At 54.9% G+C, this 16,471-nt stretch carries 13 protein-coding genes; 3 read left to right on the top strand and 10 right to left on the bottom strand.

The genetic code is table 11. From position 1 onward, the window contains the following. Nucleotides 1-119 precede the first annotated feature (119 nt). The 10 genes from ELY25_RS00070 to nrdR all read right to left on the bottom strand — a co-directional run bounded on the left by ELY25_RS00070 (nucleotide 120) and on the right by nrdR (nucleotide 11,871). Complete coding sequence (locus ELY25_RS00070; RefSeq protein WP_126949275.1) at nucleotides 120-2,282, bottom strand: methyl-accepting chemotaxis protein; 2,163 nt, start codon at nucleotides 2,280-2,282, stop codon at nucleotides 120-122. A gap of 152 nt (nucleotides 2,283-2,434) precedes the next feature. Further along, nucleotides 2,435-4,897, bottom strand: a complete 2,463-nt coding sequence (lon, locus tag ELY25_RS00065; RefSeq protein WP_126949274.1) for an endopeptidase La — start codon at nucleotides 4,895-4,897, stop codon at nucleotides 2,435-2,437. Between the two features lie 93 nt (nucleotides 4,898-4,990). Beyond that, nucleotides 4,991-6,247: a DUF945 family protein gene (locus tag ELY25_RS00060; protein ID WP_126949273.1), complete on the bottom strand. Its 1,257-nt coding sequence runs from the start codon at nucleotides 6,245-6,247 to the stop codon at nucleotides 4,991-4,993. Between the two features lie 164 nt (nucleotides 6,248-6,411). Continuing rightward, the gene (locus tag ELY25_RS00055; protein WP_126949272.1) at nucleotides 6,412-6,885 is read right to left on the bottom strand and encodes a phosphatidylglycerophosphatase A family protein; all 474 of its coding nucleotides are present in this window, start codon (nucleotides 6,883-6,885) and stop codon (nucleotides 6,412-6,414) included. Then, nucleotides 6,882-7,859, bottom strand: a complete 978-nt coding sequence (gene thiL, locus ELY25_RS00050) for a thiamine-phosphate kinase (protein ID WP_126949271.1) — start codon at nucleotides 7,857-7,859, stop codon at nucleotides 6,882-6,884. Before thiL ends, ELY25_RS00055 begins: the two co-directional genes overlap by 4 nt. A gap of 34 nt (nucleotides 7,860-7,893) precedes the next feature. Beyond that, nucleotides 7,894-8,397: a transcription antitermination factor NusB gene (gene nusB, locus ELY25_RS00045; RefSeq protein WP_126949270.1), complete on the bottom strand. Its 504-nt coding sequence runs from the start codon at nucleotides 8,395-8,397 to the stop codon at nucleotides 7,894-7,896. After that, the gene (gene ribH, locus ELY25_RS00040) at nucleotides 8,394-8,882 is read right to left on the bottom strand and encodes a 6,7-dimethyl-8-ribityllumazine synthase (protein WP_126949269.1); all 489 of its coding nucleotides are present in this window, start codon (nucleotides 8,880-8,882) and stop codon (nucleotides 8,394-8,396) included. Before ribH ends, nusB begins: the two co-directional genes overlap by 4 nt. A 4-nt stretch (nucleotides 8,883-8,886) precedes the next feature. Continuing rightward, nucleotides 8,887-10,053: a bifunctional 3,4-dihydroxy-2-butanone-4-phosphate synthase/GTP cyclohydrolase II gene (gene ribBA, locus ELY25_RS00035; protein ID WP_126949268.1), complete on the bottom strand. Its 1,167-nt coding sequence runs from the start codon at nucleotides 10,051-10,053 to the stop codon at nucleotides 8,887-8,889. Between the two features lie 167 nt (nucleotides 10,054-10,220). Then, on the bottom strand, nucleotides 10,221-11,381 hold the full coding sequence (ribD, locus tag ELY25_RS00030) for a bifunctional diaminohydroxyphosphoribosylaminopyrimidine deaminase/5-amino-6-(5-phosphoribosylamino)uracil reductase RibD (protein WP_126949267.1): 1,161 nt from the start codon (nucleotides 11,379-11,381) through the stop codon (nucleotides 10,221-10,223). After that, complete coding sequence (nrdR, locus tag ELY25_RS00025; RefSeq protein ID WP_126949266.1) at nucleotides 11,371-11,871, bottom strand: transcriptional regulator NrdR; 501 nt, start codon at nucleotides 11,869-11,871, stop codon at nucleotides 11,371-11,373. The genes ribD and nrdR overlap by 11 nt, the downstream gene beginning before the upstream one ends. A gap of 228 nt (nucleotides 11,872-12,099) precedes the next feature. On the opposite strand from nrdR, the gene ELY25_RS00020 reads away from it, so the two are divergent. The 3 genes from ELY25_RS00020 to ELY25_RS00010 form a co-directional block, all read left to right on the top strand. Further along, on the top strand, nucleotides 12,100-13,863 hold the full coding sequence (locus ELY25_RS00020; RefSeq protein WP_126949265.1) for a sugar phosphorylase: 1,764 nt from the start codon (nucleotides 12,100-12,102) through the stop codon (nucleotides 13,861-13,863). Nucleotides 13,864-13,994: 131 nt separating this feature from the next. Then, entirely contained in the window at nucleotides 13,995-14,777 is a 783-nt protein-coding gene (gene dsbG, locus ELY25_RS00015) for a thiol:disulfide interchange protein DsbG (RefSeq protein WP_126949264.1), read from the top strand. Nucleotides 14,778-14,951: 174 nt separating this feature from the next. Beyond that, nucleotides 14,952-16,471, top strand: a 1,520-nt coding sequence (locus ELY25_RS00010; protein WP_126949263.1) for a methyl-accepting chemotaxis protein, incomplete at its 3' end; no start/stop codon positions are given.

The following is a 16,471-nucleotide window of genomic DNA, read 5'->3' as shown; positions in this document are numbered from 1 at the left end:
TTTTGGCCCATCGCCTGCTCAACGATGGGTAAGTGAATCCAGCGCCCATGATTGTGGCATGAGCGCCTTCATCAGACCAGATGTAGGGCACGAGGAAGGCATTAAGCCTTATGGGCTACTCAAAATGCTTCCCACTCTTCCTGGTGAGGGCGCGTGATCAGACTTTTGTGCGACGGCAGGTTAACGGGGGGCGGAGCCTTAACCGTTTTCTGCTGAATATGTTGGATATGCTGCAGCTTTTCACGCGCAGCCTGGATGTTTTCTTCATGCGCGCCTTTAAGACGGAAGGCATCTACCACATTAGCCAGTTCAAAGGCTTCCAGCGCCAGGTTATCGGCCGATGCCGCAATGGATTGCACCTTGGATGCATTCTGCTGGGTAACATGGTCCATCTCGGCCACGGCGGCGTTTATCTGCCCGATGCCGCTGTTCTGCTCGCTGGATGCGGTACTGATGGATTCCATCAGCGTACTCACACGGCTTACCTGCTGCATGACATTTTCAATGGCCCGTTCGGCCTGCTCTACCGCGCTACGCCCGCCGCTTACTTCCTGGGTGGTACTGTCGATCATCCGGCGAATTTCCTGAGCGGCATCGGCACTACGCCCGGCCAGATTGCGCACTTCACTTGCTACAACGGCAAAGCCGCGGCCGTGCTCACCGGCGCGTGCAGCTTCGACCGAGGCATTCAGCGCCAGGATATTGGTCTGAAAGGCGATTCCGTCGATGACGCTGATCATTTCAGTCATTTTCTCGGCACTTTGCGCAATCCGCTGCATACGCTCAACCAGCGCTTCCATCTGCTTGCCGGTATCTCGCGTGCTGGTTGCATTTTGCATGGCAAGATCGGTCGCCTGACGAGCGTTTTCCGTATTTTGCTGCACGGTTGATGTCATCTCTTCCATGCTGGCGGCCGTTTGCTGAAGCGATGACGCCTGCTGCTCGGTGCGCGAAGCGAGCTCTTCGTTTTCAGCGGCAATCTCCCGGATCGCCGGCGTTACCACGGAAACACGACCATCCAAGTCATTCACGATGCTGGCTAGGCTGAAGCGCATGGTATCCAGTGAATAGAGCAGCTCACCCAGTTCATCATTGGCCGTTTGACGCTCGTTGGCGGCGAGGTTGCCGGCGGCAATCTGAAAAGTGAGATGTCGCGCACCCGCCAAGCTGCGAAATACGCTGCGTAAAATAACCGTGCTTAACCCGATAAGTACCAGGAGGCCAATACCTATCAGCACCAGCTGGGCGAGCAGCATCTGCTGACGACTGTTATGCGCGGCCTCAATCAATGCCTGGGCTTCCAGTCGCTCATTGGCGACCAATTGGCCACTCATTTCGCGTAGCGCTTCTGTATTGGGTTGGATAATGTCATTGAACGCTTCAAAGGCGGCAAAACCATTTCCCGCTTGAAGTGCTTCCAGCGTTACCCCAACACTTGCCCTCCACTCACCAAGCGTTGTATCAAAGGCCATCAACCGTTCGCTACTTGACTTCCCTGCTTTGAAGGTCTGCCATAGCGCGTTCATTGATGAGAGATGCTGCTCTACCTCAACGTTCAGTACGTCCATATCTGCACGACGGGGATTGCGCACTGCAGGCTCAAGGGCTTCAAACGTCTGCCCCAGATGGCGCTCAATACGCTGCAGATTAGCAATCGATTCAAGGCCTGAATGATTGAGGGTGTTCAAGCGCTCCCCTGACTCAATCAGGCCATAAATACCCAGGCCCCCAGCTAGGCACAGCAGTGTCAAGGCAACAGCGGCCATCGTGACCAGTTTGGCCCGCAAGCTGGTTAGGTTAAATCGTGACCAGAGGCCAGCTAGCCCTTTACGCTTTAAAGCGCCTTGGGCAAGCCTAAAGCGTCGCGAGCTGCCTTTTTCACGCATTTCTGCATAAACAGGTGCCGCCTGAGCAACAGCCTCGGGGGAAACCTTGCGGCGCACCGACGTGTAACCCACCACCCGGTCGCCATCTTTAAGTGGCGCAACCGTGGCACTGACCCAGTAGTAATCCCCATTTTTACGTCGATTCTTGACGATTCCCTGCCAGGTGGCGCCCGACTGAATGGTCTTCCAGAAATCCGCGTAAGCAGCTTCAGGCATGTCAGGATGCCGCAATAGGTTGTGTCCCGCTCCCAGCAGCTCGTCACGGGTATAACCGCTTACCTCAACAAAGGTCGAATTGGCAAACGTTACTCGCCCTTTTAAATCTGAGCGCGAAATCAACACAGCTTCGTCGTTCACTACATATTCGCGCTGGGTAACAGGCTGATTATTGCGCATAGGGGCTCCGGGATAATTTTAATACTTCTTTACTAGCTTCATTCTCGCCTTCTACCTTCAAATTAAATTAGGGAATAGCCATAAAAAAACGCCGTACTTCCATACGGCGTTGCATTACAGTTTGATGAAACGGTTTCAAAACTAGCAGGCCATTAATCCTTGAAGACCACCTTGGCCACGTCTTTATAGCGATTGGCAAAATGTACCGTCATGCCTTCTTTCAGGTAATCCGGCAGCTCTTCATAATCGCGACGGTTCGCTTCGGGCAAGATCACTTCAAAGATATCGCTACGGCGGGCAGCAATGACCTTTTCACGAATCCCCCCTACTGGCAGCACCTGCCCGGTCAGCGTTAGCTCGCCGGTCATTGCCAGGGGGCGATTAATCGCCTGATGCTTGGCAAGGGAAAGTAGCGCTGTGGTCATGGTTACGCCAGCAGACGGACCATCTTTGGGTGTCGCGCCTTCAGGCACGTGAAGGTGAACAAACGCGGAATCAAAGAAGTCAGTATCCGCTCCGTACTCCTGTAAATGACCCAGGGTATAGCTGTAAGCAATATTGGCCGACTCTTTCATTACATCGCCAAGTTTGCCGGTTAGCTTGAACCCACGATCCAGTGAGTGCACCTTTCCTGCTTCAATGGGTAGCGTCGCCCCGCCCATGGAGGTCCAGGCAAGTCCTGTCACCACGCCTTCACCCTTGAGTACTTTTTCCTTGCGGAAAATTGGCGCGCCCAAAAACTCTTCCAGGTTCTTGACCGAAATCTTGACGGTTTCAGGCTCCTCTTCAAGAAGCTTTACGGCCGCCTTGCGCACGATACGATGCAGCTGCTTTTCAAGCTGACGTACCCCGGCTTCCCGGGCGTAGCCTTCAATCACCTGTTTTAACGCCGCATCGGATAAGTTGATGCGCTTTTTCGACAGGTTGTTACGTTTAAGTAGCTTCGGCCATAAGTGATTCTTGGCGATCGCGAGCTTTTCCTCAGCGATATAGCCCGAGAGTCGAATCTGCTCCATGCGGTCCAGCAATGGGCCCGGGATTGAGTCCAACGTGTTGGCGGTGCAGATGAACAGCACTTTGGAAAGATCCATCCGCACATCAAGGTAGTGGTCAAGAAAATCCACGTTCTGCTCGGGGTCGAGCACTTCAAGCAGTGCCGAAGCTGGATCGCCCTGGAACGACTGCCCGAGCTTATCGATCTCATCCAGCATGATAACCGGGTTTTCGACTTCAACCTCTTTAAACGCCTGCACCAGTTTGCCGGGCATGGCGCCGACATAGGTACGCCGGTGGCCTTTTATTTCCGCCTCGTCACGCATCCCGCCGACAGAAAAGCGATAGAATTCGCGCCCTAGGGCTTCAGCAATGGAACGACCGATGGACGTTTTACCCACCCCTGGCGGGCCAACCAGCAGAACAATCGAGCCACCCACATCGCCTTTAAACGTGCCTTCGGCGAGAAACTCAACAATCCTTTCTTTTACATCCTGCAAGCCGTCGTGATCGCGGTTCAGGACATCGCGAGCATGGCTCAAATCCAACTTGTCCTGACTGGTAACACCCCAGGGCAGTGACGTCAGCCAATCCAGATAATTGCGCGTAGTGCCGTACTCGGGGGAGCCGGTTTCTAGCACGCTTAGCTTGTTGAGTTCGTCATCAATACGGCTTTGAACACGCTCAGGTACTACCAGAGACTCAAGACGGTTTCTAAAGGTATCAACATCATTTTCGCGATCATCCTTGGAGATGCCCAGCTCGCGCTGAATAACCTTTAACTGCTCACGCAGGAAAAACTCGCGCTGGCGGTCCTGCATTTGTGCATTGACCTGCTCACTGATCTCGCTTTGCAGCTGGGCAACGTCGATTTCCTTGCGCAACAGCGGCAGCACCTTGTGCATACGCTCAGCCACCGGCAGCGTGGCCAGTACATCCTGAAGTACAGGACCTTTAGCGGAGGTAATCGCGGCGGCAAAATCGGTCAAGGGGCCGGGCTGGTGGGGGCTGAAGCGGTTCAGGTAGTGCTTTAATTCTTCGCCATACAGCGGATTGATCGGCAACAGCTCCTTAATGCCGTTGATAATCGCCATGGCGTAAGCGCGGGTTTCTTCATTTTCCGCATCAACAGGCTCTTTGGGATAAGTCACCTCGACCAGGTACGGTGGCTCTTTGGAAAGCCAGCGCTTGATCTGAAAACGCTGAACCCCTTGGGCAATAAACTGAATCTGCTGGTCTTCGCCTTTCAGCTTATGCACTTTGACGGCGGTACCGATAGCCGGGAAATCTTCGTGATCAAGCGATTCGACACCGCCCTCGCCTACAAAGGCAACGCCGAGAGTCTTATGCGGCGTATTGCCTACACGACGCATGGTTTCTTCCCAGCGCTCGCGATTGATGACCAGCGGCTGTACCTGGGCGGGGAAAAAGGGACGGTTATGAATAGGCAGCAGATAGATGCGTTCAGGCAGCATATCGCTGGCAGGCACCAGCGAGTTTACCCGCTCGCCGTCTGAGCGATGCCCCTCTTCACCTGGATCGCTTGACGCATTGGACGAGTGTTCATCTTCAGCTAGCCAGTCGAGATTATCGTGATCGCGGTCGTAATCCTGGTCGCTCATGCGCCCTCCCATAAACAGATATTGGCGGCTACACCGCCTGTGATTGCTTATGGAATGCGGGCACAGCGCTAAAACTTCAACCCTTGTGGCGTGCTATTGCGACCAGAGGTCCGGCATGGGTCGGCCATTGACGCGCCAATCGCCACGGATAACATCGAACTGCAGCTCGCGGGTACCCAGCGGTAATCCCAGCCACAGCGCCGCGACAGTCGGTGCGTCATGCCAGACAAAGTCGCCATCCAGGCGCTCAAGCCAGCGGGCGCGCTCTTCAGGTTTATTCAGCGTGGTCACGTTAAGTTGATCGAGCTTGCGAGCATCAAAGAACAGCGCGCCGTCGGCGTCTAGCTGAATCCCCAGTAGCGGGCTATTCAGCGCCACGGTAGAAACATCCAGGCGGGGTGAGTCGCTCAATATCTGCAACAGGTCAGGCTCAAGGCGGGACAACAAGCCTTCTGCCATGGGCAGACTGGTATCTCCCCAGGCGGCCTCTTGACGCAGCCGACTAATGGCCTGGCGTATGGCGTCGGCATTTAACCGCGAAAGCTCCATTTCGATACGACCACTGAGTAGCGGCGTATCCGGCGCCTCCGTGGGCACCATCATATCCCCCATGACCAGCTCGCCTTTAAGACGCAGCTCCGTTTCATCCAGCACCATATGGCTGTGCAGATTCAACGGTGCCAGCTGTATCTCATAAGAGGGGTAGCGTAGTGCCAGCGCATCGATTTGCAGATGATCGCGCTGGGCAAAATGGTAGGCATCGTCAATATAGGTGTAGCGACTTTCCAGAGAAGCAGGCCCCAGGGTCAGCTGTGCCATGCCATCTATCAAGGAAAGCTGGTCGAGGCGAACTCGTAGGCGCCAGTCACCAAACACGCCCTCAAGACGCAGCCTTGCGCCGCGCACCTCAAGCTCACGCCCGCTTTGCTGGATAATAAACGGCGCCAGGGCCAGTTGAAGTTCGCTGCGCCCACTCAACGTGTGGTAGCGGCCCTTCCAGCGCGGTGCGGAAGCCGCCGTTACCTCGCCAACGGCGCGCTGCAAGGCGGTATCCAGACGGGGCAGGAAAGCGCCTTCGACATCGGTGCTTAAAATGCCGTGGCGTGCGCTATAGGTAAGCTCCAATCGCCATGGGCGACCCAATAACGGCGAAAGCAATAAGCGTCCCTGAGAGCTTAACCACCCCCGGCTACTCTCGGGGCGCGTTACGCGCCACTCCCCCCGCGCTTCCAGATCTTCAAGCGCCTGACGAAGGCTGCGCTCAAATAGCACACTGGACAGCAGTTGGCCTGCCATCCAGATAACGGCTATCGCCACTAGAATAGGGACGATTAAACGTTCCTTGCGCATGCCTTCTCCTTGAGCAACCGCACCAATAGGGAGTGATTTTCGTCGGCATTATCGGTTGCGTCTGTGCAGCGGTACTTTGGACTAATCTAAGTACTTTGGGCTGAGCTAAGCGCTTTTGCTTAACCAAGTATTTAGTACTGAACTAAGCACTTTGCACCAAATTATCAGTGCAGCCAATACCACAAGTGCATCGTGCTCCAGGCGTAGACCCCGGCCATTACATCATCAATCATGATGCCAAAGCCACCGGCGACCCGCCGGTCTGCCCAGCGAATGGGCCAGGGTTTAAACACATCGAAAATACGAAACACAATAAAACCCCACAGGGCGGCCTCCCACGAGAACGGCACAGCGGCCATGGTAATCCAGTAGCCCACGAACTCATCCCAGACAATACCCGAGTGATCGTGTACGCCCAGATCATGAGAGGTTTTATCGCACAGCCAGACGCCCACGATAAATGCCGCGAGCACAATGCCTAGATACCACCCTAGCGGTAAATCGGCCATCATCCAATAAAATGGAATGGCGGCAAGCGTTCCGAAGGTACCGGGCGCCCAGGGCACGGTACCGCTGCCTAAACCAAACGCAAAAAAATGCGTTGGGCGACGCCACACACTTGATGGTGCACGGTTCATGGCGTTCCCTCGTTAAAATGCTGCCAACCAGCGTGATGTGCCGGTGCAATACCTTGCACACCCAGCGCTTCAGTGCATTGGCCAATCACCGTTAAGGCCAGCCCCTGCTCACTCAGCTGGTGCTGAGCATGCGCCACATCACCTGGTGCCAGTGTCACCAGAAGTTCGTAGTCATCGCCGCCTGAAAGCGCCGCTTGTTGGGCATCCTCACGCCCAAGCGCGCCCTCAAGCCCCTCGGCAAGCGGTAACGCTTCTTTATCAAGTATCGCGCCTACGCCAGATGCCTCACGCAGATGACCAAGATCCGCCAACAAACCATCCGAAATATCCATCGCGGCGCTGGCAAGACCTCGAAGCGCCACGCCGGCGGCCAGCCGAGGCTCGGGTAGCAAATAGCGGCGTAGCAGCGGATGCTCTAGATCACGCTCGCCGCGCTTCCAGAGCGCCAGCCCGCCGCCGCCCCCACCCAGCTCGCCGGTGACCGCAATGACGTCACCTGGCCTGGCCCCGGCTCGGGTCAAGGCACGCCCAGCGGGCAGCTCCCCCATCACCGTAACGCCGACAGCAAGCTCCCCTGAGGTAACATCGCCACCAGCGAGTATGGCTGCATGGCGCTGACATAGCCCATGAAACCCTTGGCCAAAGCCCGCCATCCATGAATGGATGGCGGTGTCATTGCTAAAAGTTCGCTGGTCAAGCGTTAGCGCCATAAAGCACCAGCGTGCATCAGCTCCCATGGCTGCCAGATCGCTTAATGCAACGGCAAGCGCCCGATGCCCTATCGCAAAGGAGGGGGCATCGTGGGGAAAATGAACGTTAACGACAGAGGTATCCACGCTAACCGCTAGCTGATGACCCGCTTGAGGTATTAACAGGGCAGCGTCATCGCCGCTGCCCAGTGCGACCCCATCTGTTGCGAGTCGCTTTTGCGATGGCATCAGATAACGGCGAATCAGATCAAATTCAGCAAGCACACAGGCCCCTTAAACGCAGCATCAGACGGCGCCGTTATAAGCGGCGGGCGCTGACTTCAGCACTTCTCAAGCGATTAGCCAACTTGTCGAGAATGCCGTTTACGTATTTATGGCCGTCGGTTGCACCAAACGACTTGGCCAGCTCAACGCCTTCATTAATCACTACCCGGTAGGGTACTTCCAGGCGGCGAGAAAGCTCGTAAGCCCCCAGGCGCAGGATCGCCAGTTCCACCGCGTCCAGATCTTCCAGGCGGCGGTCCAGTAGCGGAGAGATTTCACGGTCAAGTTCGGTTTTAAAGCGCACCGTATTGTGTAAAAGCTCATGAAAAAGCGCCTTATCGGCGATTTCCATCACCTTGACCCAGTTTTCATGATCTTCAAGATCATCATCAGCGACCTGACTGCGAAACTCAGCTTCAACGCTGGTAATCGACTTACCGGTCATCTGCCACTGATAAAGTCCCTGGACGGCCAGCTCACGGGCGGCATGACGACTCTGCTGTGCGGCAGAGGGCTTACGCTCACGGCGCTCGCTCATTGTGACTCTCCTAGGGGCAACGCGCGAAGCAGCGACACCATTTCCATGGCTGCCATGGCGGCTTCAGTACCTTTATTACCAGCCTTGGTACCGGCGCGTTCGATGGCCTGCTCGATGGATTCGACGGTAAGCACGCCGTTGGCGATCGGCGTATCGAACTCCAGCTGCAGATGGTTAATGGCCGTGTTACAGCCGCCCGCCACGTACTCAAAGTGTGGCGTGCCACCACGGATAACCGCGCCCAAGGCGATAACGGCGTCAGGCTTCATCACTTTAAGTACGCGCTTCACGGCCAGTGGCAGTTCCCAGGCACCCGGTACGTGAACAATATGAATGTTTTCAGCGTCGACACCGTGACGCGTCAAGCTGTCGATAGCGCCTTCTACCAGGCTATCCACCACGTGGTGATTGAAACGGCCAACTACGATCACATAACGACCGTCTACGTCGACAAACGTACCTTCAACTTGAGAGAGGGATTGCATCAATTTATTCCTGCTGAGAATTTGGCTCATACGCCGTGTCATTAGGCCCTACCAGCTCGACGACTTCGAGATCAAAGCCTGAAAGCGCTGAAAACTTCCATGGAGAGCTTAGTAGCCGCATTTTACCTACGCCCAAATGGCGTAGAATCTGCGAGCCAGTGCCAATCGTTAAATAGTTACCTGTGCCATCTGAGTCGCTGGTGCGCGGTTGATGCACGCGATCCAGAAACACGTCCAGCTGATTTTTGAAATCCTGATGCGGCCGCCCGTCATCTATCAGCACCAATACACCGGCAGGCGAGCCTGCGATTTCTTCCAAGGCCTGCTGGGCATTCCAGCGGCACTGTTCACCCTTGTTCAGGCCCAATACATCGCGCAGCGTATCGGCCAGATGAACGCGCACGGTGGTCACCTGCTCGGGGGCGGGCTGGCCCTTGACCAGCGCCAAGTGGTGCGCCCCCTGAATGCGGTCACGGAACACATGCAGATCAAGCTCGCCGTGGGAGGTCGAAACTTGGGTGGTTTCCACGTGATCTACGGTCTGCTCGTTGATGATCCGGTAATGGATCAGGTCGGCAATGGTGCCGATCTTGATATCATGCTCGCGGGCAAAAGCCTCAAGCTCCGGCCTGCGCGCCATGCTGCCATCATCGTTCATGATCTCACAGATAACGCCGCTAGGGTCACAGCCTGCCAGTGCTGCCAGGTCGCAGGCCGCTTCTGTATGACCGGCGCGTCGCAATACGCCGCCGGGCTCCGCCATTAGCGGAAAAATATGCCCAGGCTGAACAATATCGGTTGGCTTGGCGTGAGGCGCGCAGGCTGCCTGAACGGTACGCGCCCGGTCGGCGGCTGAAATACCGGTGGTTACGCCCTGCGTTGCTTCAATGGAAAGCGTGAACTTGGTACCAAAACCCGAGCCGTTATTACGCACCATCAGAGGTAGATTAAGCTGCTCACAGCGTTCTCTCGTCATTGGCATGCAAATAAGACCACGGGCAAAACGCGCCATGAAATTGATATGCTCGGCCTCAACCTTTTCGGCCGCCATGATGATATCGCCTTCATTTTCGCGATCCTCATCGTCCATGAGAATCACCATTTTGCCTTGACGGATATCATCCACCAGCTCGGCAATAGAGGCTAAGCCCCCAGAGGAGGAGTGCGCCATGAAATCTCCCTGATATGTGTTCACACGGTATGCGATTTTGCGCAGTGTCGTTATTGCACGGTACCAAATTTGATCGACATCGCATTTGGCCAACACTGACGTTGGTCATTACTGCATTTAGACGACCTGCATTTGGACGACAGAGTACCTTGCTATCGCCGCATGCGCTAGTCAGGTTGCGGGGTGGCTATAATACGCCAATCACTGCCCACTGCGCGTATATCGTGAATCTTTAACCGCCGCTGATCGGCCATGCGCGAAAGCCCTGGCAGCGCGAAAAGCGGCTTGGCTTCGCCGCCCAATAACGTAGGGGCAACAAAAAGCTGCAGCTCGTCTACCAGCTTCGCATCCAGCAGCGCTCCCGCGAGCGTGGCACCGGTTTCAACCAGCAGCTCATTGACCTGCTCGTGTTCCGCCAGCCAGTCAAGCAGCTCATTCAGCGGAAGCCGCCCGTCGCTGCCAGCCTCAAATACGTGCACCTCGGCACCCGCAGCCGTTAACTTGGCGCGTTTTTCAGGCGAGTGAGCAGGCGTTGTCATCACCAACGTGCGGCCAGGCTCGCTCAAACAGGCAGCCGCTAGCGGCAGCCGTAAACGGGTATCCAAAATCACCCGCAGCGGTTGGCGCTGGACAACGCTTTCGGCGTTATCCAACTGCAACTGCTCAGCGCGCAGGGTCAGGCGCGAGTCATCCATGATGATCGACTCGACGCCGCTTAAAATGGCGCTGGAGCGTGCCCGCAAGCGCTGTACGTGGCAGCGCGCCTCCGGCCCGGTTATCCACTGAGATTCGCCAGACCCCATGGCGGTACGCCCATCCAGGCTCATGGCCATTTTGAGGCGCACAAAGGGCCGTTTGTGCTGCATACGGGTGATAAAACCCGGGTTCAGGGCTCGGGCGTCTGGCTCCAAAAGACCAACGTCAACTTCAATGCCGGCCGCCTTGAGCAGCTCGATCCCACGCCCGCTTACTTGTGGGTTAGGATCCACCATGGCCACCACTACTCGCGCTACCTGAGCATTGGCGAGTGCGACTGCACACGGCCCCGTTCGCCCAGTGTGCGAGCAGGGCTCCAGCGTAACGTACGCCGTAGCGCCTTTGGCATGCTCGCCGGCGGCATCAAGCGCATGAATTTCTGCATGGGGCTCACCTGCTCGCAAGTGAAACCCTTCACCTACGATACATTCAGGTTGGCCGGGTGGCTGCTGAACAATGACACAGCCCACTCGTGGGTTCGGGTCAGTGGTATAAAGTCCCTGTCCTGCCAATTGCAAAGCGCGCGCCATATAGTGGTGGTCAGCTTCGCTAAAAAGCACCTTATTGCTCATTGGACGGCTCACTTTTTACACCTGATGGCAGGTAAGAAGGCTCCTGAGAAAGCCGATCTATTTCAGCACGGAACTCGTCTATGTCCTGAAACTTGCGATACACCGATGCAAACCGAATATAGGCAACCTGATCCAGACTTTTCAGTGCCTGCATCACCGATTCGCCAATATCCCGTGCGTTGATCTCACGATCCCCTCGGGCACGCAGCGTTTGGCGGATCCGTTCGACAGCGGCTTCAATCGCTTCAGCACTTACCGGGCGCTTTTCCAATGCTCGCACCATGCCATCGCGTAATTTCGCTTCGTTGAAACTTTCCCGGGAACCGTCTGCCTTGACCACGCGGGGCATCAGCAGCTCAGCCGTTTCATAGGTAGTAAAGCGCTCATGGCAATTGGCGCACTGGCGACGCCGACGTACCTGATCGCCTTCTGCCACCAGCCGCGAATCGGTTACTCGAGTATCGTTTGCACCACAAAAAGGGCAATGCATAGCGGTCAACCCTGTTGTCAGCCCGTGCTATAAGCCGCACGAATAAGCATGTTATAACCTGTTATCACTCACTAACGCATCCAACCACCCATCAGCTACAAGTTTAGATGCTCTAATGGTTTAAACGCAGTATTAACCTTGTATTGTAACGATTTGGCACACAAGCTGCATTGGTTCAATACATCTGATCGATTAATTCAGGAATCAGATGCGTATAAGGAGACCTGCATGCCTGAGTTCGAAAAGACGCTTTACGGCTATTTAACGCATCTTTATGGCCCACGCGCAGACGAAGTCCAGCGCCGTTTACTACAGCACATCGATCACTTTCGCCCAATGCTAACGCCAACTGCACGCCGCGGTGCGCCTTATTCTCAATCAGCACCAACATGGAGCGAAAAGGACCAGTGGCTGATCTGTTACGGCGACTCCATTATTGATACGGATTCGCCTCCACTGGCAGTACTGGATGACTTCTTGCAGGCGCGTTTAGGTGATCGCATTAGCGGCGTCCATGTTCTGCCCTTCTTTCCTTGGAGTAGCGATGACGGCTTTTCGGTAATTCACTATCGCGAGGTCAATCCTGAGCTAGGCGACTGGTCCCATATCCAAACGCTGGCCCGTCATTATGATTTAATGGCCGACCTTGTACTTAACCATGTATCCAGAGAGTCACTGTGGTTTGTCGATTACTTGAGCGGCAGTTCGCCTGGCCGCGATTATTTTATTGAAGTGGATCCTGAAACGGATGTTTCCCAGGTTACTCGCCCACGTAGCAGCCCGCTCCTTGTACCGGTAGCGACACGCCGCGGGACACGCCATCTATGGGCGACCTTTTCTGAAGACCAACTCGACCTGAACTTTGAAAACCCAGACGTACTGCTTGAGTTTGTGGGCATTTTGCTGTTTTACCTGCAGCAAGGTACGCGAATCATTCGCCTGGATGCGGTAGCGTTTCTGTGGAAGCGGTTGGGGACTTCCTGCATCCATTTACCTGAAACTCACACCGTTGTACGCCTGTTACGGGCGATTGTTGACCATGTTGCCCCAGGCACCCTACTGGTTACCGAAACCAACGTGCCACATGAGGAAAATATCAGCTACTTCGGCTTGGAACGGTTACCCGAGGGTGCACCCGACGAAGCGCATATGGTTTATCAGTTCGCGCTGCCACCGTTATTGCTTCACACCTTGACGCGAGGTGAATCAGAAACCCTGCAAACCTGGTTATCGAGCCTGCCGGTACTGCCTAACCATTGTACGTACCTCAACTTTACGGCAAGCCACGATGGTATTGGCGTACGCCCTTTAGAAGGCTTGCTACCCAACCATGAACGCGACGCGCTTTTGGAGCTGATGCATCGCTTTGGCGGTTTTGTCAGCATGCGCAGCAACCCCGATGGCAGCGATACACCTTACGAAATCAATATTACCTGGTTTGAGGCAATGCGCGGCACTCGCCGCGGCCCTGACCCTTGGCAGGTCGCGCGTTTTTTATGCAGCCAGGCCATCATGCTGAGCCTACAAGGTATTCCCGCTTTATATATCCACACGCTGACCAGCACACTTAACGATGTTGAAGGGGTTGAACGTAGCGGCCGTTTGCGCTCCATTAACCGCCGCCGCTGGCAGCGCAGTGAACTTGATCTTTTGCTCGATAACACGGCAAACCCGACTCATTATATTTTCCAGTCGCTTTGTAACTTGCTCGAAAGCCGCCAGCAGGAACCATGCTTTCACCCCAGCGCTGCACAGCGTGTTCTTGTATCACCGCCCGAGCTGCTTGCCATTGAACGCGGCCCACTACGCGATGGCCGCAGGCTACTGGCACTTTATAACGTGACAGATAAGCCTCTGCCGCTTCCGGACGCTGGCGATGCCGTTACCCAGGCGCTTGAACAGCATGATTGGCAAGCCATTGAAAGTGATAATCCAAAACTGGAAGATACCCTGCCCCCCTACGCAGTACGTTGGTTAATCACCCTGGCGTAGTCTGAAAATGGTAACGACCTGCAAAACACCCCGCCAGGGGTGTTTTTATATGCGCTACTCACCAGGCCTGATAGATTATGTCGAATTTATAGTTCTCTTCGCGCGCTTGCGCATCAAACAAGGATGATGTGATGCCCTTTAGCCCTTACGCCATTATTAGCAGCTTGCTTTTAATAACCAGCCTTAGCACGACCAGCCAGGCAGACGAGCTGCCCGCCCCTGTTCAAGCCTTGGCCAACCAGGGGTGGGATATTCATGGACAGTTTGACGCCCCGGGCGGCTTGCGTGGCTTTGGTGCCAGTACCCAAGGTCAGGAAATAGCTATCTACCTGACGCCAGACGGAGAGCACGCCATTATCGGCACAATGATGGATAGCCAAGGCAATAATCTGACAGAGGTACAGCTTGATCAACACGTCCGCGCCGCCTTGGAAGCCGAAACCTGGCAGCTTCTTGAGGAGAGCCATTGGATTCAGGATGGCAATCCTGACGCCCCACGGCTGATCTATACCTTTACGGATGCCAACTGCTCATACTGCCAGCAGTTTTGGGAACAAACGCGTCCCTGGGTAGAGACTGGCGAAGTGCAGTTGCGCCACATCATGGTCGGCATACTAGCCCCTGACAGCCCCGCCAAGGCAGCCGTGCTGCTGGGCGCTCCTGACCCGAGCGCTGCGTTTGAACGCCATAAGAAGGGCGAAGCCATTACGGTAAGTGCACAGCCACGCGATATTGAAGATCAGGTGTATGCCAATAACCAACTGTTCGAAGGCTTGGGGCTCTACGCAACCCCTACCAGTGCCTTTCAGCGCGAAACGCCTAACGGAGATATGCGTATTGATCGCACCCAAGGTATGCCAGACGAAGTGCAGTTGATCGAGATGATGGGTGGGCCAGCACCGGATACAAAATAAAATAGCAATTTTATTAAAAATTTACTCAAGCAATTGTTTTTTAACGTATTTAAATCAAGCGTTTTTTATGTGCGCCATTCCTGCAGAAAATAAGCAGCTGTTCCCTTAAACACATAGCCAGTCCGGCCGATATATAAGCTTCATTCATATCTTGAAAGGCTGTAACAGAAAACCATGACACGATTGACCATGAATCAACGACTCTGGGGCATATTGGGAATCATCTGCCTTGCCATGTTAACGCTGGTGGGCTGGCTAACCTGGGAAACTCGCCAAACCATTGAAGAAGAGCGCCGCACCAGTATCCAATACGTCGTGGAAAGCCTTAACTCACAGTTAAAGGCACTTCAAACGCAGGCAAGTCGTGGAGAGATTACGGTCGAAGAAGCGCAACAGCGCGCTATTGATAGCATTGCAAATGCTAATTTTGCCGAAGGTGAATATATTTTCGCCTTTGATGACCGCATGCGTATCGTGTCGCACCCAAACCGCCCTCTTGGCGAGGACATGAGCCACTATAAAGATGCTAGTGGCATGGATCTGTATAGCGCGTTTCTTGATGCTGCGCGCTCAGGTGGCGGGCATGTTGACTATTTCTCACGCCGCTTATCAGGTGACGAACAGTTTCCTAAAATCAGCTACTTTGCCTATTTGCCGGAATGGGGCTGGGCCTTTGGTGCTGGCATCTATGTTGATGATATTAACGAAGCCTTTATCAGTAATCTGATTCGCTCGCTGATTGCTTTTTTGATCATTGGAATCCCCGTTACCTTGTTAATGGGCTGGGTCATTCGTGATGTGGCACGCCGCCTGGGCGGAGACCCACGCTACGCTGCAACAGTAGTGCGCCATATTGCCGACGGCGACCTTACCCGAAGCACTACGCTTTCAAACTCCGATCAAGAGAGCCTGCTTTATGACATTAACCGCATGCGTGAATCACTGGCTGGCACTATCGGTGATATCCATCACGGTGCTGACCAGGTCAACAATGGCGTTGAGCAAATTGTGGGCGTTAATGAAGAGCTTTCAACGCGTACCGAGCAGCAGGCCGCGTCTCTTGCTGAAACCGCTTCCAGCATGGAGGAGCTTACGGCAACGGTGAAGCAGAATGCCGAACATGCTGATCATGCCCGCAAGCTGGCCACCACCACTGCCGATAATGCCCGGCGCGGCAGCGACGCCATGACCGCCGTGGTTGATACCATGACGAACATCAATGAGAGCTCGGCGCAAATGAGCAGTATCGTTAACACCATTGATGCCATTGCCTTCCAGACCAATATCCTGGCGCTCAATGCGTCCGTGGAAGCCGCGCGGGCAGGCGATCAGGGCCGGGGGTTTGCTGTCGTGGCCAACGAAGTACGCCAACTTGCCAGCCGCTCTGCTGCTGCCGCCCAAGAAATCAAAAAGCTGATTGAGAACTCAGGCGCCAAGGTTGCCAATGGCAGTCAGCAAGTGCGTAATACCGGCGAGATAATCAATAGCGTCGTGACCGATATACAGCAACTCAGCACACTGGTACAGGAAATCTCTGCAGCCACTAGTGAGCAGAGTAGCGGTATCGAACAGGTTAACTTGGCGGTCACGCAGATGGATCAGATGACCCAGCAAAATGCGAGCCTGGTACAGGAAAGTAATCACGCAACACAATCGCTGGCACAGCTGAGCACGCAGCTTCGCCAGCGCGTGGC

Source organism: Vreelandella populi (assembly GCF_003989825.1).
GTDB lineage: Bacteria > Pseudomonadota > Gammaproteobacteria > Pseudomonadales > Halomonadaceae > Vreelandella > Vreelandella populi.
Note: the sequence above shows the minus strand (reverse complement) of the source record. Positions and strands in the feature narration are given on the sequence as shown.

Coding starts and splice junctions, on each gene's coding strand:
- ELY25_RS00055 (WP_126949272.1), bottom strand. CDS start 6,885: ATGAACCGTGCACCATCAAGTGTGTGGCGTCGCCCAACGCATTTTTTT.
- ELY25_RS00060 (WP_126949273.1), bottom strand. CDS start 6,247: ATGCGCAAGGAACGTTTAATCGTCCCTATTCTAGTGGCGATAGCCGTT.
- nrdR (WP_126949266.1), bottom strand. CDS start 11,871: ATGCATTGCCCTTTTTGTGGTGCAAACGATACTCGAGTAACCGATTCG.
- nusB (WP_126949270.1), bottom strand. CDS start 8,397: ATGAGCGAGCGCCGTGAGCGTAAGCCCTCTGCCGCACAGCAGAGTCGT.
- ribD (WP_126949267.1), bottom strand. CDS start 11,381: ATGAGCAATAAGGTGCTTTTTAGCGAAGCTGACCACCACTATATGGCG.
- dsbG (WP_126949264.1), top strand. CDS start 13,995: ATGCCCTTTAGCCCTTACGCCATTATTAGCAGCTTGCTTTTAATAACC.
- ribH (WP_126949269.1), bottom strand. CDS start 8,882: ATGCAATCCCTCTCTCAAGTTGAAGGTACGTTTGTCGACGTAGACGGT.
- ribBA (WP_126949268.1), bottom strand. CDS start 10,053: ATGGCGCACTCCTCCTCTGGGGGCTTAGCCTCTATTGCCGAGCTGGTG.
- ELY25_RS00020 (WP_126949265.1), top strand. CDS start 12,100: ATGCCTGAGTTCGAAAAGACGCTTTACGGCTATTTAACGCATCTTTAT.
- ELY25_RS00070 (WP_126949275.1), bottom strand. CDS start 2,282: ATGCGCAATAATCAGCCTGTTACCCAGCGCGAATATGTAGTGAACGAC.
- lon (WP_126949274.1), bottom strand. CDS start 4,897: ATGAGCGACCAGGATTACGACCGCGATCACGATAATCTCGACTGGCTA.